Genomic DNA, 19,467 nt, shown 5'->3' with positions numbered 1-19,467 from the left:
TAATAGACATTGCCGTTACAGGGATTTAGTTCGGGAACCTCCGAAGAGATTCCCTCATGGGAGAGGAGAAACCGGACGAAGAGCTTATGGGGAAACGTAAGTCTTCTCCGCGGTTGTCTACGACATTCATTGATGTCGATATTTCAAGGATGCCCGGCTGTGGTAGAAATATACATGGCTTTGAAAAAAAATGGCGAGTCATTATGTTTCGTTTTTCATATATGGGATGATTGTGTTACGATAATCACTGTCAATGGCGTTGTCTTGGCAATTAATTTATAGATAATGAAACGGGTGAATGAAGCAGTGAGAGTAGTATCCGGAAGTGCAAAGGGCCGGCCGCTCAAAAGTGTGCCTGGTACAAGCACCCGTCCGACGACGGATAAAGTGAAAGAATCCATATTCAGTATGATCGGCCCTTACTTTGAGGGGGGCGCCCTGCTAGACCTGTTCGCAGGCACGGGAGGCCTTGGCATTGAGGCTTTAAGCAGGGGGATGGATCGTGCTGTTTTTATTGATGTTGAACCGAAGAGCATCAGTACGATCAAGGATAATTTGAAGGCGGCCAGACTTGAAGATAGCGCTGAGGTGTACCGCAACGATGCGGGACGAGCGCTTAAAGCGCTTGAAAAGCGCGGCTACAAGTTCGATCTGGTCTTTTTGGACCCGCCATACAGGTTTAAGAATGGTGACGAGCTGATGCTGGATATGGCAGAGCGAGGTTTGCTGCAGGATTCAGCTGTGGTGGTATTGGAATACGAATCAAGTTACAATTATCCTGAGAAGTTTGGTGATTTTTGTTGTTTCCGGACGGCGAAATACGGAGAAACCGCCATATCGATATATCGTTACGACACAGCGCAAGATCAAGCGCCAGAGCTTGATGAGGAGGAATTACAAGATGACAAATGAGAATACTAGTACATACCGAGTTGCCGTATATCCGGGAAGCTTTGATCCGGTCACCATGGGACATATGGATATCATTACACGCGCTTCCAAGCAGTTTGATCTGCTGATTGTGGCCGTGTTGAATAACTTAAGCAAGAACCCGCTGTTCACGATTGAAGAGCGCAAGGATCTCTTAAAACAGGAAACCGCACATCTTCCGAATGTGGAAATCGACAGCTTTCGTGACCTTCTGGCGAATTATATCCGTCAGAAGAATGCCCAGGTCATCGTACGGGGGATCCGCACGGTGACCGACTTTGAATATGAACTTCAGCTGGCATCCACCAATCACAAGCTGAATCCGGATGCCGAGACGATTTTCATGATGACGCACCCGAAATATTCGTTCCTTAGCTCAAGTCTTGTTAAGGAAATCGCTCATTTTAATGGAGACACCACGGATCTGGTTAGCCCCGAGGTCCATGCCGCGATGCGCCGTAAATTTAGCGGCGATAACGGTCAATAAGACGGGAACACAGCCAGAATGTCGCTATCAATAATAAGCAGATCGCGCCTTGAACCTGCAAGAATGAAGGCAATCCGCTCCAAAAGTTGAAGTGCTGATCCGTATTGGCGTGATCCAGCGGTTCTGTTCGGAAAGCCGGTACGATGCCTGCTGAAAGGGCGCTGACCGGCTTCCACATTGCCAGTGTAATCGCAAAGGCGAGCATGGAATGCAGGGCTCGCTTCATCATAAAGTAACGCCAAGAGAGACCGGTTTCCCGCATGAGCGACAGGCTTTGCAGCTGAGCGCTGATTCCGCTCCACGCAAGTGCGGCGGACAGTATGGCCAGCTGTAAAATTCCAGCTTGGAATGCCGAGGAGCTGATGGACTGGGCTGCCAGATGGGCCTCCAATATTCCGGATACAAGATAGGGTGGAAGCTGCGGCAGCAGGTGACCGGTCAATACTCTGGTCAGGACGGCGAAGAACAAGATAAAGCCGCCTGTCATCATTAAAGTTTGAACTGAACGGGTAACGGAATCGCCCAGTAATTTGCCAAAGCTCCGCCCATCCCGTTGATGGGCCTCCAGCGCCGCAGTCGCTGCCCTTTTAAGAAGGGGGCGTTGGGCGTTTTCCCTTGTCCGTACCGTGTGTAGAGTTGAATTAAATCGTCGTGTGTCTTCTGATGAAACCGGTTTATGGAAGAGTGCGAATATCCAAGCGGCTAGCAGTCCGGAAATCCAATGAACGATCAGCAGCAGATACCCAGCCTCCGGTTTATGAAGGAGGCCGGTTCCGATGACAACGAGAATGGTCATTGGATTACAGAAATGGGATATAGCGGCGAGCCTTCCGGCATCCATGGCGCGAAGCTCGCCTTGTGTATATATTCGGGAGGCGGCCTGCGCTCCTGCCGGGAACCCGGCCGTCATTCCTGTTATAAGAACCCAGCCGCCAGCACCGGGAAGTTTGAATATTTTTTTCATCAAAGGGTCCAGCAGTACGCCAACTCCATGGGCCCAGCCATAGGCGATGAGTATTTCCACCAGTACGAGAAAAGGCAGCAAAGCGGGAAATACGATATTCCACCATAGCTTAAGTGCTTGCAGGGTGGCTTGGAAGGCAGGTTCGGGCGCGCTGACGACAGCCAGTACAAGCAGGAAAGCGGCGGCACCCAGCAGGATGGTGTTCCACAGCCCGTTTGATGACTTGACGGCGTTGTCTTTATTCATAAGGAATCTCCTTTCAGCGTAAACATGGCTAGTACAACTTTATGCAAAGGAGACAACCGTCAGACCAAACTTGGTGGAAGGCTGGATATATAAGGCGGAGGGAAGGGAACCACATGAAGAAGTCTGTAAAACCGAATGGCTTAAAAATTGCGCTGTATTTGTTAATGGTCGGGGTCATGCTGTACGTTGTCGTTTATATGCCGACCCCTTATCTCGTATACCAGCCGGGGAGTGCCGAAGAGGTTCGTCCCATGATCAATGTCGAGAAGGGCGATCCGGCGGAAGAGGGCACTTTTATGATGACAACCGTGTCGGCAAGCTATGCCAATATGGCGTTGTTGATGATGTCTGCGTTTAACCCGAATGCGGAGGTTGTGAAAAAAGCTGAGAAAATGGGCGATCAGAGCAAGGATGAGTATGCAGCCACACAAGTGTATTACATGAACTCTTCCCAGTCGTCTGCAATGGAAGCCGCCTATCAGGAAGCAGGAATTGACTACAGCATCGAGCCTGCTTATGTATTCGTGATGTCGATTTCCGAGAATTCTGTTAATGCCGAGCATTTCCGGCCTGGCGATAAATTGATCAAGATCGATGGGCAGCCGGCAGAGGATAATGAGAAAATTGCCAGCCTGTTAGGCGGGAAAAGCATCGGGGAAGTGGTATCCGTGGAGCTTGAACGCAAAGGGAAAACCGTTAAGGAACAGGTTCAGCTTGTGAGCATTAAGGATGAGAAGACAGGAGCGGAGCGTCCGGGATTAGGCGTCATGATTGCCACGATGCAAAGCGTGGAACCGGCCGATCCCGATCACACCATTCATTTTGCGGATACCAATATCGGTGGGCCGTCAGCCGGACTGATCTTTACTCTTGAAATATATAACCAGCTCACCGATGGTGATTTGAGCAAAGGTTACCGGGTCGCCGGAACGGGTACTATTGATAAATCAGGCGCCGTAGGCCCCATTGGCGGCGTGAAGCACAAGATCGTGGCTGCTGATCGGAAGGAAGCGGATATCTTTTTTGTGCCGCAAAAAAATTATGATGAAGCCAAGAAGCGTGCGGACCGGATCAAAACGGACATGAAGCTGATCCCGGTCGAGGACCTGCAAGACGCAGTGGAGTATCTGGAGGAGCTGCCGCCTAAGGGGTGAGCGGCGGCAGCAGGTAATCGCCGTAGTAGTGGCGCATATCAGGCATAGGTTGCCCGTTGGCATAAACGGCGGCTGCCATCAGGTCCCTCTCCAGCTGAGGATGCTCCAGCTTGGCCGGCTTGTGAATGACGGGGAGTGAGGCGCTGTGTTTCATACGTTTCAGCAGAGAACGCCCTGTCTCGCTGAAGCCGAGGACCCGGATATATCCCGGACCTTTCGCCAGCTCTTCGCGATTCATCGATGACTTGTCATGATTCAGCATGATGTGCAGCAGCATGCGCTGAAGCTTGGTTCGCGTATAGCGCTTGGTCTTCAACGCTTCCAGGAGGGCGTCAACCGTCGGCTGCTCCAGCTGAAATAGCGAGCGCTGAACACGGTGCTCCAAGCCTTCGGTCACTTCGAGAAGGCCTTCAAGCTGCGCGGGCGTATGCGTGAGCAGGGTTTGAAACAGCGGCTGGCGAAACTGCTCCCAATGGACGGGAGCTCGTCCGCTCTTGATTTCCCGCTCCATGATGCTGTGCGTGAATTCCGGCATATAGGGTCTGGCGGCTTCCAGTCCCTGTGAAAGTATGATGTTGCGGATGGCGGTTGCGCTGGCAATGGACGACGCTCCCGGCAAGGGATCATGGTACTGTGCGTTTTCCCTTGGTATGGTGTAGGGTGTAATGCGGCTTCCCAGGCGCTCTAGAGCGATTAGATAGTGCAGGCCCAAGGAATTGTTCGGCTGCGTGAGCAGCTCTTGCAAGTGGGCAATCGCCGGTTCGGACTCACCGAATAGGGCAGCAGCGGCAGCGCCGTAAGCGGATGGGAAGTTCATACCTTCCCGGAGGCGCTTTTCGATTTCGGATCGAAGCTCGCCGGATTCGTTGGCGAGCGAACGGGACAACGGCAGAATCTGCTCCAGCGTACCGCTTTCGGATCCGAAGGAAAGGCAATCCACTACGCCCGTAGCCTCCAGAATGGCAACCGCACCGTACGCGAACCATTCCGCAGGCTGCACGGCATAGGTTACCGGCAGCTCGAGACACAGGTCAACTCCCATGGCAAGGGCCATTTCCGCCCGTGCACGCTTGCTTGCGATGGCAGGCTCGCCGCGCTGGAGAAACGGACCGCTCATCACTGCAACGACGGCATCTGCCCCCGTGACTTCTTTGGATTTGCGATAATGCAATACATGACCGTTATGTAAGGGATTATATTCAACGACAATGCCAACCGTCTTCATTCGTTTCAACTCCTTGATTAGAATATAACATAATTACATGACGATCCTGCAACAATAAGCGCATCCCCCGGGAGAGTTGTAATTCTGGTAGTATGAAGAGAAATATCGGGTAACAATAAAGAGGTTGTTAGGGTTATCCTGTTGACAAAACTCTTTGGGAATCGGTATAATAATCTTTGTTTGTTTGGAGTGATGGATATGCTAATTCAATTTCGTAAATTGACAACCAGCGATCAACCGTTACAGTTCCATCAAACCGTGGATGTAAGCAATGCCGTTAAGGACCGCAAGGATATCATTGCTGTTCAGCCATTAGACGTGGATTTGACAGCAATCCCATCGGTTTCTGGTACGGTGGATGTTCGTGGACGATTGCAAGGCGAGCTGGAGATGAATTGCTCCCGCTGCCTGAAGCCGATCAGCGAACATGTGCTCATCCCTTTTCATGAAGTATTCCAGCCGGTGGAAGATCCTGAATCCATTCAGGATGAGAATGATGACACTACATACGTGCAAGGTGAGAGTGTGGATCTCACTCCCTATGTAGAAGAAGCATTTTTGCTCCACCTGCCGCTAGCTCCGGTATGTAAAGCCGACTGCAAGGGGCTCTGCCCGAATTGCGGCAAGGACCTGAATGAAGGCACGTGCGACTGCGATACGGAAGTGATCGATCCTAGGCTAGCCGGTCTGAAGGACTTCTTTAAATGATGATGGATATGGCACCCGTTCAGCGGGTTGAACTGATAAGGAGGTGGGAACATGGCAGTACCTCAACGTAGAACGTCCAAAACACGTCGTGACAAGCGTCGTACTCATTTTAAGCTGGCTGTGCCAGGCATGGTGAAATGCGAGCAATGTGGAGAATTGAAGCTTGCTCATCGCGTATGTAAAGTATGCGGAACGTATAAGGCAAGAGAGATCATCAAACAATAGTTTTTAAATAAGTAGTACTTCATCTTTGGTGAGGTGCTATTTTTTTTGTCTGAAGCCCCCCTTTCTTTTTGACGTGACATGATTTATACTTAACATTAGTACCAGGTTCTAATATTTGCGACTAATTTACATATATATGTTTGAAGAATGGCGGCTTTCATAGCGGCAGAAGGAGTTGTTTCGTCATCGATCGTTTATCCAAGAAAGACCGTCACCAGCGGCTGATTCAGCTGATCGACGAGAATCCCTTTGTTACAGACCGCGAGTTGACTCGCCAGCTTAAAGTGAGCATTCAGACGATACGCCTTGACCGTATGGAACTTGGCATCCCGGAGCTTCGTGAGCGAATGAAGCAGATGGCGGAGCATTCCTATGACCAGGTTCGTTCCTTGTCGCTCGAAGAGGTAATCGGGGATGTCGTTGACTTGCAGTTGGACAAGAGCGGGATATCGATATTTGAAATCCGTGAGGAACATGTATTCAGCAAAACGCGGATTGCCCGTGGGCATTATGTGTTCGCTCAAGCCAATTCACTTGCCATCGCCGTAATCAATGAAGAAATCGCATTGACGTCTTCAGCGGATATACGGTTTTTGAGACAGGTTCGTCTCGGCGAGAAATGCATTGCCAAAGCCTACGTTAGGTCCATTGCCGGCCAGAAGGGGAAGGCCAAGGTGGAAGTGTTTACTTATGTCGCTGATGAAATGGTGTTTCAGGGGAATTTCGTAATCTACCGATCTGCAGGAGAATGACATAAGTAAAGGAGGAAGTTTGGCATGAGAATTGCGATTGATGCAATGGGCGGCGACAATGCCCCCCAGAGTAACGTCGAGGGCGCTCTCATTGCCGCACGGGAATGGAGCGATACCGAGATCATTCTCGTTGGGGATGAAGCGCAGATTGGAGCGCTGCTGAAGGACAAGCCGTCCAATCTGAAGGTGGTTCATGCAAGTGAAGTCATTGAAGCGGAGGATGAGCCGGTTAAGGCGGTCCGCCGGAAGAAGGATGCTTCGATGGTTGTGGCGGGACGGATGATTCGCGAAGGTGAAGCCGATGCCATGATCTCGGCTGGCAATACAGGAGCCCTCATGACGACCGGGTTGCTGGTCGTTGGCAGGATGAAGGGGATTGAGCGTCCTGCGCTTGCGCCTATGATTCCTACGCTCGACGGCAAGGGGATGCTCGCCTTGGATCTCGGAGCGAACATGGATTCGAAGCCTGAGCATCTGCAGCAGTACGCACTAATGGGCAGCCTGTATCGCGAGAAGGTGCACGGAATCACCAAACCGCGGGTCGGGCTGTTAAATGTCGGTACCGAGCCGGGCAAGGGAAATGAATTGACGAAGCATGCTTATCCGTTACTGGAGGAGCTGCCTATCCATTTTGTTGGAAACGTCGAGTCCCGCGATGTCATGAACGGGGTTTGCGATGTGCTCGTATGTGACGGGTTCTCGGGCAATATTTTGTTGAAATCGATTGAAGGAACGGCTGGTGCGCTCTTTTCGCTGTTGAAGGAGCAGTTCAGCAAGTCGCTTAAGACCAAGATGGCCGCCGCCTTGATGATGCCGGAGCTTCGCAGCCTGAAATCAACGCTCGATTATAAGGAGCATGGCGGAGCACCTTTGCTTGGTCTGAGCGGTCTGGTCGTTAAGAGCCATGGTTCGTCGGATGCGAACGCCATCAAGAATGGGGTTCGCCAAGCGCGGACGGCGCTGCAGAACCGATTGGTAGAAAGTATTTCGAATGAAATCAGCGGGAAGTGAGTGAGGAAATGAACAATTTGCGTCCGGTCGGTATTATTGGCACAGGCAAATACGTACCTGAGAAAATATTGTCAAATCATGATTTGGAGAAAATGGTAGATACAAGCGATGAATGGATTGTCTCGATGACGGGAATCCGGGAACGACATATTGCCGCTCCGAACGAAGCGACGTCGGATTTAGCTTATCATGCTGCTGTGAACGCGTTGAAATCCGCCGGAATGAACGCCGAGGATCTGGAATTGATTATTGTGGCGACGATTACGCCGGATATGTTCTTTCCCTCCACCGCATGTTTGCTCCAGGATCGGCTTGGTGCCAAAAAAGCGGCAGCATTTGACCTGTCGGCGGCTTGCTCGGGATTTGTATACGGTCTGGCAACAGCTACAAATTTCGTGAAGACGGGCATGTACAACAACGCATTGGTGATCGGGGTAGACTGCCTGTCCCGCATTACGGACTACACCGACCGCAATACCTGCGTCCTGTTCGGCGACGGTGCCGGCGCGGCGATTGTCGGTGAAGTGCCGGAAGGCCGCGGGTTCCAGGCCTTTGATCTGGGTGCTGAAGGTGCGGGCGGAGCACATCTGTACATTGAGGCAGGCGGTTCGAGATTGCCGGCTTCCGCCGAAACGATTAATACGAATAAACACTTTATTTATATGAACGGCCGCGAAGTGTTCAAATTTGCGGTACGGGTGATGGGATCTGCCACGGAAGCCGTATTGTCCAAAGCAGGCATCGACAAAAAGGATATCGACTTATTCATTCCTCATCAAGCCAACATCCGGATCATTAAGTCTGCCATGGAGCGCTTGGAGCTTCCGGAAGAGAAGGTCGTAATCAATGTTGATAAATACGCCAATACCTCAGCCGCTTCCGTGCCGCTGGCTCTTGTCGAAGCACAGGAATCCGGTCGCCTGAAAGAAGGAGACAAGGTGTTGATGGTTGGTTTTGGCGGAGGATTAACATGGGGTTCCTCCGTACTCATCTGGTAACAGAATAGGATTTAGACCTAGTGAAATAAAAGAAGGGAGCTAACGATTTTGGGTAAAACAGCATTTATATTTCCAGGTCAGGGCGCTCAGTCCGTCGGAATGGGAAAGGATGCCTATGATGCGGTTCCTGCCGCAAGGGATTTGTTTCTTACCGCGGATGAACAGCTTGGATTTCCGCTCAGCTCCATTATTTTTAATGGTCCTGATGAAGATTTGAAACAAACGGTAAATACGCAGCCAGCTCTCCTCGCAACCAGCATGGCTTATCTGGAAGCCATTCGCGGCAAGGGGGTCGAACCGGATTACGTTGCGGGACATTCCCTTGGCGAATACAGCGCACTTGTATGTGCAGGCGTGCTCTCTTTCGAAGAAGCGGTATCGATCGTTAGAGCCCGCGGAGAATACATGGAGGCAGCCGTACCCGGAGGTCAAGGCGCCATGGCAGCCGTGCTTGGCGCAGACCGTGAGGCTTTGTCCGAGCTGTGCAAGAGCATTACGGCAGAGGGACATGTTGTAGAACTTGCGAACATGAACTGTCCGGGACAAATCGTCATCTCGGGTTCCGCACAGGGCGTCGCAGCTGCCGCAGAAAGAGTCAAGGAAGCAGGCGGCAAGCGGGCTATCCCTCTGGAGGTAAGCGGACCCTTCCATTCGACCTTGATGAAGGAGGCGGCTAACCGACTGGCTGATAAACTGGAGCAGGCTGCGTTTAATACCCCATCCGTTCCGGTAGTTGCCAATGTGACGGCGCGTCCGGTGGAAGATGCCGCTGCCATCCGCGGTCTGCTGGTGGAGCAGGTTTACTCCCCCGTGCTATGGCATGACAGCGTGGAATGGATGATCGCTCAAGGAGTGGACACCTTCGTCGAGATTGGTCCCGGCAGTGTTCTCAGCGGTTTGATCAAGAAGATTGACAAATCCGTCAAAGTCATTAATGTAAATAGTCTGGACAGCGTCAGCAGTTTGGAGACGGTCGTATAAATAACGATGGATAAAAACCAGATCACTTTCGGAAAGGAGGAATAGGTATGAGTGAAGCTCTAAAAGGACAGACTGCGCTTGTTACGGGTGCTTCCCGCGGCATTGGCCGGAGCATTGCTCTCGGACTAGCCGATCTGGGCGCTAACGTTGCTGTCAATTATGCAGGCAGCGAAGCAGCTGCAGCCGAGGTTGTGGAAGCGATTCGCGCAAAAGGCGTATCGGCCATCGCGGTTAAATCCAACGTTGGACGGACCGAAGAAGCCGATGCCATGGTAAAGCAGGTGTTGGAGACTTTTGGTCGAATTGATATCCTGGTGAATAATGCAGGGATCACTAGAGACAATCTAATCATGCGGATGAAGGAAGAGGAGTTCGATCAGGTAATCGAAACGAATCTGAAAGGGGTATTCAATTGCCTTAAGGCGGTGACGCGTCCTATGATGAAACAACGTTATGGGCGCATTATCAATATATCCTCCGTTGTCGGAGCGCTTGGCAATCCGGGGCAGGCCAACTATGTTGCGGCCAAAGCCGGAGTCATCGGTCTGACCAAATCAGCCGCTCGGGAGCTCGCTTCCCGTGGAATTACGGTGAACGCCGTGGCACCTGGTTTTATCGATACCGATATGACCCGGGAACTTCCTGAGGACATGCGGGAAGGCCTGCTTGGCGGAATTCCGCTCGCCCGTCTGGGGCAGCCGGAGGAGATTGCCGGCGTGGTTGCTTTTCTAGCATCTTCCAGTGCATCCTATATGACTGGACAAGTGCTGCATGTGGATGGCGGCATGTATATGTAGGCGCCGCCAATGTTCCGGCGCTGGCCGCTGGGCATTAAATCGTTTTCAAATGCCTTCTATGGCAATTTGAAGTCATATCTCGTATAATTACCAAGAGGAGGTGAGCCGGATGTCCGATGTATTGGAACGCGTGAAACGCATCGTTATCGACCGCCTGGGTGTTGACGAAGCCGACGTAACATTAGAAGCATCTTTCAAAGACGACCTTGGAGCTGATTCTCTCGATGTAGTTGAATTGGTGATGGAGTTGGAAGATGAGTTTGATATGGAGATCTCTGATGAAGATGCGGAGAAAATTACGACCGTAGGTGAAGTTGTAAACTACATACAATCTCATACCTAAGTCATTACAGTTAAGTCCCGTTCTTTAGCAAGACGGGACTTCTCCACATTCAATCGAAGCTTTTTTAGCAAAACAAGTGATAGATTATTACTGCCTTCGTTATCATGAGTCTGCATGTGCGGCTTCATAGATGGACGGGCAGTCCATATAGAGGTGAAACTGTTTGAAACATAGAGTCGTTGTAACAGGAATGGGCGTCATGACCTCGATTGGTCAAGACCTGGATACATTCTGGAACAGTTTGATGGAAGGCAAGTCCGGCGTATCCCGCATCGAAGCATTTGATGTGAGTGATTACACAACACAGATTGCAGCATCCATGAAGGATTTTAATCCGGAGGATTACATGGATCGCAAAGAAGCCCGCAAGATGGACCGTTTTGTACAGCTTGCGGTTGCAGCCGGTGCGAAGGCGCTGGAGGACAGTGGCCTTGAAATTGGCGTGAATGCCGATGCAGAACGGGTTGGCGTTTCGATCGGATCGGGTATCGGCGGTTTGGGAACTTGGGAAGATCAGCATAATATCTTGCTCGAAAAAGGCCCGAAACGTGTAAGTCCCTTCTTTATTCCAATGATGATCGCTAACATGGCCTCAGGCCAGATGTCGATCAATCTGGGAGCCAAGGGTCCGAACACTACACAGGTTACGGCTTGTGCTACCGGAACGCATTCGATCGGCGATTCATACCGTCTGATACAGCGCGGTGATGCCGATGTCATGATCTGCGGCGGGGCGGAGGCAACCATTCGTCCAACAGGGATGGCTGGTTTCTGCGCTATGCGTGCAATGTCAACCCGCAATGACGAGCCGGAAAAAGCCAGCCGGCCATTCGATACCGGCCGCGACGGTTTTGTTATGGGTGAAGGCGCGGGCGTGCTTGTGATCGAATCCCTGGAGCATGCGTTGAAACGCGGTGCCAAAATTTATGCCGAGGTGGTTGGCTATGGCCTTAGTGCCGATGCCCATCATATTACCGAGCCGGATCCGGATGGAGCAGCTCGCTGCATGAAGATGGCGATCCGTGACGCAGGCATTGCGCCGGAGGATGTGGATTATATTAATGCTCACGGGACTTCAACGCCGGTGGGAGACCGCTCGGAAACCAAGGCCGTTAAGATGGCTCTCGGTGACCATGCCTATAAAGTAGCCGTTAGTTCAACCAAGTCGATGACGGGGCATTTGCTAGGCGCTGCCGGCGGCGTTGAAGCGGTTATCTGCGGACTGAGCTTGAAGAACCAAACCATTGCACCAACGATTAACCTGGAGGATCAAGATCCGGAGTGCGATCTTGACTACGTACCGAATCACCCGCGTAAAGCCGATTTGGATATCGTCATGTCCAATTCGTTCGGATTTGGCGGGCATAATGCCACGATTATCCTGAAAAAATACGCCGAGTAAGGGGACAGTGTGTTGAGTGGAGATCTGAAGCAGTTACAGCATAAACTTCAAATCCAGTTTCGCAATGCAATGCTGCTGAAGCAGGCCTTTACCCACGCATCTTATGTAAACGAACATCGCTTCAGTCAGAGCCAGGACAACGAGCGTCTTGAATTTCTAGGGGATGCTGTTCTGGAGCTGACGGTGAGCGAATTCTTATACAACCTTTTTCCGGACCGTCCGGAAGGCGAGTTAACCAAGCTGCGGGCCGCTATCGTATGTGAGCCCTCCCTGGTGCAATTCGCTGTAGGTCTGGACTTTGGTCGTTACGTTCTGCTAGGCAAAGGAGAGGAAATGACGGGCGGTCGAACCCGCCCGGCTCTTCTGGCAGACGTATTTGAGTCATTTGTGGGGGCGCTTTATCTGGATCAGGGATTGGAAGCGGTTCGCCGGTTTTTAAGCGACCATGTCTTTCCCACGGTGACCGTCAACGGTCGTCCGCAGATGAGCGATTATAAGACTGAGCTTCAGGAACTGACCCAGCATCACGGCATGGGCGCACTGGAATATCGTATCGTAGAAGAGCGAGGACCGGCACATGAGCGGGAGTTTGTCTCGGAGGTATACATGGGAAGCGAATGTCTTGGACGCGGAAGCGGCAGATCCAAGAAAGAAGCCGAGCAGCAGGCAGCGGCAGTAGCCTTAAAGCAGCTGAAACGTGCGGATGCCTAAAGCTTCGCTGATGTGATGACAAACAAAGAGCAAAGAGCAGTCAAGCGGATAACCGGACCCGGATAGGATGACTGTTTTTTGCTCTTTTCGTTGTCTGTCTTTTGATCAAGGGACAGCTGCTTATAACGTTGATGGACCTCGTCCAAAGACGGCGGTGAAGCCGATTCTACTTATGTTACAATAGCAGGAGAGGTGATAGTTCGAATATGTTTTTGAAACGGATCGAGTTAGCAGGATTTAAATCGTTTGCCGACAAGACGGAGATGGAATTTGTCCGGGGAATTACAGCCGTTGTAGGTCCGAATGGCAGCGGAAAGAGCAACATTTCCGATGGGATCCGCTGGGTGCTTGGCGAGCAGAGCGCCAAATCGCTTCGCGGCGGCAAGATGGAGGACATTATCTTTGCCGGAAGCGATGCGCGTAAAGCGGTTAATTATGGAGAGGTCTCCCTTACTCTGGATAATGAGGATCATGTACTACCGCTGGATTTTAATGAGGTAACCGTAACTAGGAGGGTGCACCGCAGCGGGGACAGCGAGTATTTCATTAATAGGCAATCATGCCGACTCAAGGATATTACGGAGCTGTTCATGGACACCGGAATTGGTAAAGAAGCCTATTCCATCATTGGACAAGGCCGGATCGAGGAAATATTGAGTACACGTTCAGAAGATCGCCGGGGGATTTTTGAGGAAGCATCCGGGATCGTTAAATATAAATCCCGTAAAAAAGAGTCTGTACGCAAGCTGGATGAAACAGAGCAAAATCTGCTTCGCATCCACGACTTGGTCACGGAGCTTGAGGATCAGATCGGACCACTCAAAGAGCAGTCCGAGAAGGCCATTCGCTACAAGGAGCTTCGGGAGAAGCTGAAGCACAAGGAAATCTCGCTGTATGTGTATCAGATCGAACAGATACATACCTCATGGAGCGAGGCCAATGCCAAGCTTGAACAGCTGAAGGAAGAACAGCTCGCGCTGTCCACCGTTGTATCCGCGCACGATGCCAAGCTGGAAAGTGACAGATCAGCGCTGCGCCAGCTGGAGCAGGAAGTTGAGGATCTGCAGAGCCAGCTGCTTCAATTCAGTGAGCTGTTCGAGAAGAGCGAAGGCTATGGCGAGGTGCTCAAGGAACGCCGCCGCAACCTGGAACGTACGCGCGAGCAGCTGGAAGAAAGTTTGCAGTCAGGCGATCAACGTCTAGGAGCGCGCGTAGGCGAGCTTGCGAGCATGAAGAGCAAGCTGCAGGAGCTACAGCAGGAATTAACCCAAGTGCGGGACCAGCTGTCAGCGGAAGAAGCGAAGCTGGTGGGCGTAACCGGCGGAATCAGCCAACAGCAGGAAGAGAGCTTGAAGGGGAATTTACTGGAGCTTATGAACCAAATGGCTCAAGCCCGGAATGAAATCCGTTACGCCGACCAGCAGCAGGAAGCGCTGGATCGGCGGATGAATCGGGCGCAAGAGGAGTCGGGTAAATGGGAAGCCCTGAAAGAGGATCTGCTCCGCCGCAAAGATAGCATCGATCGAAGTATTGAACGCTTCGGTAAAGAGATTGCAGAACTCCGCAGCGGTTATATCAGCGAGAGTGAGCGATATCAATCCCTGCAGAAATTGCAGGAAGAGACGCAGGGAGCGCTTCGGAAATGGGAGCAGAAGCGGGAGGCGCAGATTTCCCGCCGCGATACCATGAAAGAGCTTCAGGACGATTTTGACGGATTTATGCTGGGGGTTAAGGAAGTACTGAAGGCTTCCCGCAAATCCGTGCTCCACGGGGTCCATGGTGCGGTGGCCGAACTGATTCGTGTACCGGAAAAGTTGGAGCTTGCGATGGAGACAGCCCTTGGCGCATCGGTTCAGCATATCGTCATGGAGAACGAATCCGTATCCAGGCAGGCGATTGCCTTCCTGAAGCAGCGCCAGTTAGGACGGGCAACCTTCCTGCCTTTGGACGTCATTCGTCCACGGAACGTATCCGCTTCGGATCGGCACTTGGCAGAAGGAGAAGCCGGGTTTGTAGGCTTTGGCTCCGAGCTGGTGAAGTATGATTCAAGATACAGCAACATCGTCGGCAGCCTTCTGGGCAATGTCGTGATCGCCGAGACCTTGGAGCAAGCGAACAAAATTGCTGCAAGATTCTCCTATCGCTTCCGTGTCGTCACACTCGAGGGCGACGTGGTCAATGCAGGCGGATCCATGACAGGCGGCAGTCAGCACAAGAAAACGAACAGCCTGCTGGGACGCAAGCGTCAGTTGGAGCAGCTGGATCAGGAAATCACGGAGACCGAGAAGCAGCTGGAGAAGCTGCAGCAGGGCATTGAAGGCGTCCGGAATCAAATGATCGAATCTCAGGATAAGCTGGACGAGCTTCGTAAAGCCGGAGACGACAAGCGAATCGAGGAACAGCAGGCTGCAGGGGACCGCAAGCAGCTTGAGCATGAGTTGCGCCACGTCCTCGAACAAGCCGAGCTGGCAGGCGAGGAGAAGAGCAGTCAAGAGAAGGAAGCCAAAGAGATTCAGGCAAGCCGTGAACGCGCGCAGAAGCTGTTGTCTGAGCTGGAGGAGGAAGAGAAATCAACCCATCTGGCGATCCAAGCTGCAGAATTTGCCCGTAAAGCTAATGAGTCGGCGAAGGAAGAGCTTCAGAGTCAGCTGACAAACCTTAAGGTTCGCGAAGGAAAGCTGGATCAGGAAACCTTCTCGCTGGAGGAGCAGCTCAAGCGCCTTCAGTCGGATGTCGACAACCACGAGAAGGAGCAGAAACAAAACCGTACGATGCTGGCCTCCGTTCAAGCCGACCTGAATCAGAACGAAAGCGAAAGCGTAAAGCAGATCGAGGATCTGAACCAGTACAAGCTGAAGAAGGAAGAGGCTACGCAGCAGCTGGAATTCAAGCGGGCTGCACGCACCGCGCTTAGCCGGAAGCTGGAGCTGGAAGAGAGCGAAACCAAGGAACAGCGCACGCAGCTGCGGGCCGTGGATGATCAGCTTCGCCAGACCGAGATTGGGGTAAACCGGCTCGACGTTGAGCTTGAGAATATATTGAAGAAATTAAGCGAGGACTACGAGCTGAGTTATGAGCTTGCCAAGCAGCGGTATCCGATTCCGGAAGACATCACTGCCGCTCAGAACGAAGTGCGTGACTTGAAGAGGTCGATAACTTCCCTGGGAGATGTCAATCTTGGGGCCATCGAAGAGTATCAGCGCGTTAATGAGAGATACCTGTTCTTAAGTGAGCAAAAGGCGGATCTGGTTGAAGCGAAGACAACCCTGTACCAGGTCATTAAGGAAATGGACGATGAAATGTCCAAGCGTTTCAAGCTGACGTTTGATGCGATCCGGCGCGAGTTCGGCACGGTATTTACGAAGTTGTTCGGAGGTGGACGTGCCGACCTGGTCCTGATCGATCCGGACCGATTGCTTGAGACGGGGATCGATATCGTTGCGCAGCCTCCTGGCAAGAAGCTGCAAAATCTGCAGCTTCTCTCCGGTGGTGAGCGTGCATTAACCGCTATGGCGCTGTTGTTTGCCATTTTGCAGGTGAAGCCGGTTCCGTTCTGCGTACTGGATGAGGTCGAAGCTGCGCTTGATGAAGCGAATGTGGTGCGGTTTGCCCAGTATCTGCGGGAGTTCTCTGAGCAAACGCAGTTTATCGTGGTCACCCACCGCAAAGGAACGATGGAAGAGGCTGACGTGCTGTACGGCGTCACGATGGAAGAAGGCGGCGTGTCGAAGCTGGTGTCCGTCAAGCTTGAGAATGAGGAAGCGGAGATTGCCTAATTTAACATAACGACATGGAGGGTACGTATGAGCTTTTTTAAGAAGTTAAAAGAGAGCATTTCCAGCAAAACGGAAAACGTAACAAAACAGTTCCGGGACGGACTCGAGAAAACGCGGAAGGGATTTATCGAGAAAGTGTCGGACCTGGTCATTCGCCGGAAAAAGATCGATGAAGAATTTTACGAGGAGTTGGAAGAGATTCTGATTGGCGCTGACGTCGGCGTCAATACGGTGATGGATCTGATGGACGATCTTCGTGCCGAAGTGAAGAAACGGCGGATCGAGGACGCTGCCGATCTGCAGCCGGTCTTGTCCGAGAAGCTGATGGGACTCCTTCGTGATGACAGCAGCAATGAGCTGAGAGAGAATCCGGATGGAATTACGGTCATTCTGTTTGTAGGCGTTAACGGAGTCGGCAAAACCACCACGATTGGTAAGCTGGCACATCGTTACAAGCAGGAGGGCAAGAAGGTTTTGCTCGCCGCTGGCGACACATTCCGTGCAGGTGCGATTGAACAGCTGGAGGTATGGGGAGAACGGGTTGGCGTTGAAGTCATTAAACAGCAGCCCGGCTCAGACCCGGCAGCTGTTATGTTCGATGCGGTTCAAGCAGCCAAGCAGCGGCAAGCGGATGTTCTGCTCTGCGACACGGCGGGACGTCTTCAGAACAAAACGAATCTGATGGAAGAGTTGAATAAAATCTTCCGCGTTATTCAACGCGAAATCCCGAGCGCTCCGCATGAGGTGCTGATGGTCCTTGATGCGACGACAGGACAGAATGCGCTAAGCCAGGCGAAGCTGTTCGGAGAGAAGAGCGGTGTGACCGGCCTCGTATTAACCAAGCTGGATGGTACGGCTAAGGGTGGCATCGTTATCGCGATTCGGCAGGAGTTGAATCTTCCGGTGAAGCTGGTAGGCTTGGGAGAGAAAATGGGCGATCTCCAGACCTTTGACTCGGAGCAGTTCGTTCATGCCCTCTTTGCGGGTTTGATTAAAGAAGAAGAGAATGCCGCAGAACAACAAGGCTAGGCACTTGTCTAGTCGCTATGTATACAAAAGGACCGAAAGTATAACTTTCGGTCCTTTTCCATGTTCGGTTCAATCTACGGGCACATGCATTTTTATGAAGAGACGATTCGAACGAACTCAATCGAACGAAGCGGGATGATGGCAGTATCTGTAGGAGGACCATAGATGATGGGTGGTACTTTTAAGGTGATGGTTCCCTCGCCCACTTCGGTCAGCGTGCCGATGATCACATCTCCCGACACCGTTACTTCGGTTTCCGAGCCGATAAATCCTTGCAGCCAATCCACGTAGCGCATATCGGTTAACCTCCTTGCCGTAATGAAAGTTTGAAGCTGACATTCCGTATCATCTGAAGGTATTACTGAACGGAAGTAATATTGGCAAATGGAATCAGCACAAGGTCACCCGATGCTTCACGGAGCTGAACACCATCTTCAGCAGTAGCCAGAACGACTCCTTCCAGCGTAACAAACGTTGTGCTGACCCGTACTTGTTGGCCGGTACGGACTTCGAAAAATTGAATCAGCTCCGGATTAATCGTTAAACCCGTGAGAACCTGACTCTCCAGTGACTCTACCCGTTCGGTTAGTTGACTGGTTTCCTGGCTTAGAAGTTCGACCTGCCGTGTTAACATTTTGACTCTGCCGGCAAGTCTTCTGCAGAACAGGAAGCAACACATAGTCATTCTCCTTTCTGTATTACCAACGGTTGTGCTCCTCGATATGGTTCTTTAAATCCAGAAGTGAAGCGGTGCTTTCTTCCTCCGCTGCGCGGATCATGGGCATAACTCGCTGCACATGACCAGGGCCGTATTTAAGGAAGGTTTCGGTTTTATCGACCAGCACATCAAGCGGCTGACGATAATCCGTAAAGTACTGACCGAGACGAAAAGAGCTCAGCAGGCTATGCACTTTGCTCATGGTGCTAAGCGCCAGCACAGGCTTGCCGCCGCGTAAAGCGGCTAGCGTCGGGTGAAGCTTGAATGATATCAGATAGTCCACGGATTGTATGAAGCTGTAGGTGAGCTCGATATCCATGAGAAACGGCAGTGTTTCAATGGAAGCGCCGGGGGTTAGCTCCCTTACCTTCTGCTGCAATTGCAGACATGTGTTGTAATCGGAGTACGCGTTGCCCGGATGATGAATAACAGGAATAAGGACGGCATGATAACCTTTGGCGATAAGATGCCCCAGCAGTTTGGTCATGTTCTCCATCGGGAACGATTCATAGGAAAACACAACAACGCCAACGGTGGGGCGCTTAGAGAATCGTTTCACCGGGATATCGGGTTGACGGTAGCCGAATACCATATCAGGGGCGGTTTCAACATTTCGGTGGAAGCCTGCCCGCCTGGCGATGGCCGACGATCGCTCATCCCTGAACACTGCGCGGTTTGCCTTGGAGATCATCTCCCGGTAGGCGGATACCTGCTCCTCAGGCCAGGTGTGTTCCGGGTAGGCGTCCACGATGCCGACACCGTAGACCCAGGTAGGCTGTCCTTTGAGCTGCGGAGGGAAGTAATACGAATTGAATGAGTAGGGTGTAATTAAATCGCCACCACCGATGATGAAGGCATCCGTCTGGCGGGGATCCAATCGGGAGTTCCATGGATAGACGTGATGATCGTGGAATACCTGGCGAAGGGTGTGAAGAAATAAATCATCACCGAAGTTTCCCATTCCATAGTACCCGGAAGCGGCAATATGCATTTACGTATCACCTCCTTTT

At 51.8% G+C, this 19,467-nt stretch carries 20 protein-coding genes; 15 read left to right on the top strand and 5 right to left on the bottom strand.

Going from position 1 to position 19,467, the window contains the following annotated elements; all coding sequences use genetic code 11:
• The first annotated feature begins 306 nt into the window (after nt 1-306).
• Both rsmD and coaD read left to right on the top strand, forming a co-directional pair.
• Complete coding sequence (rsmD, locus tag BJP58_RS08825; protein ID WP_194544876.1) at nt 307-912, top strand: 16S rRNA (guanine(966)-N(2))-methyltransferase RsmD; 606 nt, start codon at nt 307-309, stop codon at nt 910-912.
• Entirely contained in the window at nt 902-1,417 is a 516-nt protein-coding gene (coaD, locus tag BJP58_RS08820; RefSeq protein WP_071220034.1) for a pantetheine-phosphate adenylyltransferase, read from the top strand. Before rsmD ends, coaD begins: the two co-directional genes overlap by 11 nt.
• Here coaD and BJP58_RS08815 read toward each other — a convergent pair.
• Nucleotides 1,395-2,627 (bottom strand): nucleoside recognition domain-containing protein, encoded by a 1,233-nt coding sequence (locus BJP58_RS08815; RefSeq protein WP_194543608.1) that lies wholly within the window; start codon nt 2,625-2,627, stop codon nt 1,395-1,397. The two genes, coaD and BJP58_RS08815, sit on opposite strands and share 23 nt — an antisense overlap.
• 113 nt (nt 2,628-2,740) lie before the next feature.
• On the opposite strand from BJP58_RS08815, the gene BJP58_RS08810 reads away from it, so the two are divergent.
• Nucleotides 2,741-3,781 carry a SepM family pheromone-processing serine protease gene (locus tag BJP58_RS08810; protein ID WP_194543607.1) on the top strand — a complete coding sequence of 347 codons (1,041 nt, stop codon included), beginning with the start codon at nt 2,741-2,743 and terminating at the stop codon, nt 3,779-3,781.
• On the opposite strand, the gene BJP58_RS08805 is transcribed toward BJP58_RS08810, so the two are convergent.
• On the bottom strand, nt 3,771-5,006 hold the full coding sequence (locus BJP58_RS08805; RefSeq protein ID WP_194543606.1) for a nucleotidyltransferase: 1,236 nt from the start codon (nt 5,004-5,006) through the stop codon (nt 3,771-3,773). The two genes, BJP58_RS08810 and BJP58_RS08805, sit on opposite strands and share 11 nt — an antisense overlap.
• Before the next feature lie 198 nt (nt 5,007-5,204).
• Here BJP58_RS08805 and BJP58_RS08800 point away from each other — a divergent pair, with 198 nt between their 5' ends.
• The 12 genes from BJP58_RS08800 to ftsY all read left to right on the top strand — a co-directional run bounded on the left by BJP58_RS08800 (nt 5,205) and on the right by ftsY (nt 17,739).
• Nucleotides 5,205-5,714 carry a YceD family protein gene (locus tag BJP58_RS08800; protein WP_194543605.1) on the top strand — a complete coding sequence of 170 codons (510 nt, stop codon included), beginning with the start codon at nt 5,205-5,207 and terminating at the stop codon, nt 5,712-5,714.
• A 51-nt stretch (nt 5,715-5,765) separates the two neighbouring features.
• The gene (rpmF, locus tag BJP58_RS08795; protein ID WP_006211382.1) at nt 5,766-5,939 is read left to right on the top strand and encodes a 50S ribosomal protein L32; all 174 of its coding nucleotides are present in this window, start codon (nt 5,766-5,768) and stop codon (nt 5,937-5,939) included.
• A gap of 140 nt (nt 5,940-6,079) precedes the next feature.
• A complete protein-coding gene (gene fapR, locus BJP58_RS08790) occupies nt 6,080-6,691 on the top strand; it encodes a transcription factor FapR (protein WP_179090709.1) in 612 nt (203 codons plus the stop codon).
• A gap of 24 nt (nt 6,692-6,715) precedes the next feature.
• A complete protein-coding gene (gene plsX, locus BJP58_RS08785; protein WP_071220039.1) occupies nt 6,716-7,702 on the top strand; it encodes a phosphate acyltransferase PlsX in 987 nt (328 codons plus the stop codon).
• A gap of 8 nt (nt 7,703-7,710) precedes the next feature.
• On the top strand, nt 7,711-8,700 hold the full coding sequence (locus BJP58_RS08780) for a beta-ketoacyl-ACP synthase III (RefSeq protein WP_071220040.1): 990 nt from the start codon (nt 7,711-7,713) through the stop codon (nt 8,698-8,700).
• Between the two features lie 48 nt (nt 8,701-8,748).
• The gene (fabD, locus tag BJP58_RS08775) at nt 8,749-9,681 is read left to right on the top strand and encodes an ACP S-malonyltransferase (RefSeq protein ID WP_194543604.1); all 933 of its coding nucleotides are present in this window, start codon (nt 8,749-8,751) and stop codon (nt 9,679-9,681) included.
• A gap of 47 nt (nt 9,682-9,728) precedes the next feature.
• The gene (gene fabG / locus BJP58_RS08770; RefSeq protein ID WP_071220042.1) at nt 9,729-10,478 is read left to right on the top strand and encodes a 3-oxoacyl-[acyl-carrier-protein] reductase; all 750 of its coding nucleotides are present in this window, start codon (nt 9,729-9,731) and stop codon (nt 10,476-10,478) included.
• A gap of 109 nt (nt 10,479-10,587) precedes the next feature.
• Entirely contained in the window at nt 10,588-10,821 is a 234-nt protein-coding gene (gene acpP / locus BJP58_RS08765; protein ID WP_006211375.1) for an acyl carrier protein, read from the top strand.
• 163 nt (nt 10,822-10,984) lie between these two features.
• Entirely contained in the window at nt 10,985-12,223 is a 1,239-nt protein-coding gene (fabF, locus tag BJP58_RS08760; RefSeq protein ID WP_194543603.1) for a beta-ketoacyl-ACP synthase II, read from the top strand.
• Between the two features lie 12 nt (nt 12,224-12,235).
• Nucleotides 12,236-12,934, top strand: a complete 699-nt coding sequence (gene rnc / locus BJP58_RS08755) for a ribonuclease III (protein ID WP_071220044.1) — start codon at nt 12,236-12,238, stop codon at nt 12,932-12,934.
• 206 nt (nt 12,935-13,140) lie between these two features.
• Nucleotides 13,141-16,710: a chromosome segregation protein SMC gene (gene smc, locus BJP58_RS08750; protein WP_194543602.1), complete on the top strand. Its 3,570-nt coding sequence runs from the start codon at nt 13,141-13,143 to the stop codon at nt 16,708-16,710.
• Nucleotides 16,711-16,737: 27 nt separating this feature from the next.
• Complete coding sequence (ftsY, locus tag BJP58_RS08745; protein ID WP_071220046.1) at nt 16,738-17,739, top strand: signal recognition particle-docking protein FtsY; 1,002 nt, start codon at nt 16,738-16,740, stop codon at nt 17,737-17,739.
• A 92-nt stretch (nt 17,740-17,831) separates the two neighbouring features.
• On the opposite strand, the gene BJP58_RS08740 is transcribed toward ftsY, so the two are convergent.
• The 3 genes from BJP58_RS08740 to BJP58_RS08730 all read right to left on the bottom strand — a co-directional run bounded on the left by BJP58_RS08740 (nt 17,832) and on the right by BJP58_RS08730 (nt 19,448).
• Complete coding sequence (locus BJP58_RS08740) at nt 17,832-18,035, bottom strand: hypothetical protein (RefSeq protein WP_071220047.1); 204 nt, start codon at nt 18,033-18,035, stop codon at nt 17,832-17,834.
• A 62-nt stretch (nt 18,036-18,097) separates the two neighbouring features.
• Nucleotides 18,098-18,373, bottom strand: a complete 276-nt coding sequence (locus BJP58_RS08735; RefSeq protein WP_233355007.1) for a hypothetical protein — start codon at nt 18,371-18,373, stop codon at nt 18,098-18,100.
• 64 nt (nt 18,374-18,437) lie between these two features.
• Nucleotides 18,438-19,448 carry a polysaccharide pyruvyl transferase family protein gene (locus tag BJP58_RS08730; protein ID WP_194543601.1) on the bottom strand — a complete coding sequence of 337 codons (1,011 nt, stop codon included), beginning with the start codon at nt 19,446-19,448 and terminating at the stop codon, nt 18,438-18,440.
• Nucleotides 19,449-19,467: the final 19 nt, after the last annotated feature.

This window comes from Paenibacillus sp. JZ16 (assembly GCF_015326965.1).
In the GTDB taxonomy this organism is placed as follows: Bacteria; Bacillota; Bacilli; order Paenibacillales; family Paenibacillaceae; genus Paenibacillus_AQ.
Note: the sequence above shows the minus strand (reverse complement) of the source record. Positions and strands in the feature narration are given on the sequence as shown.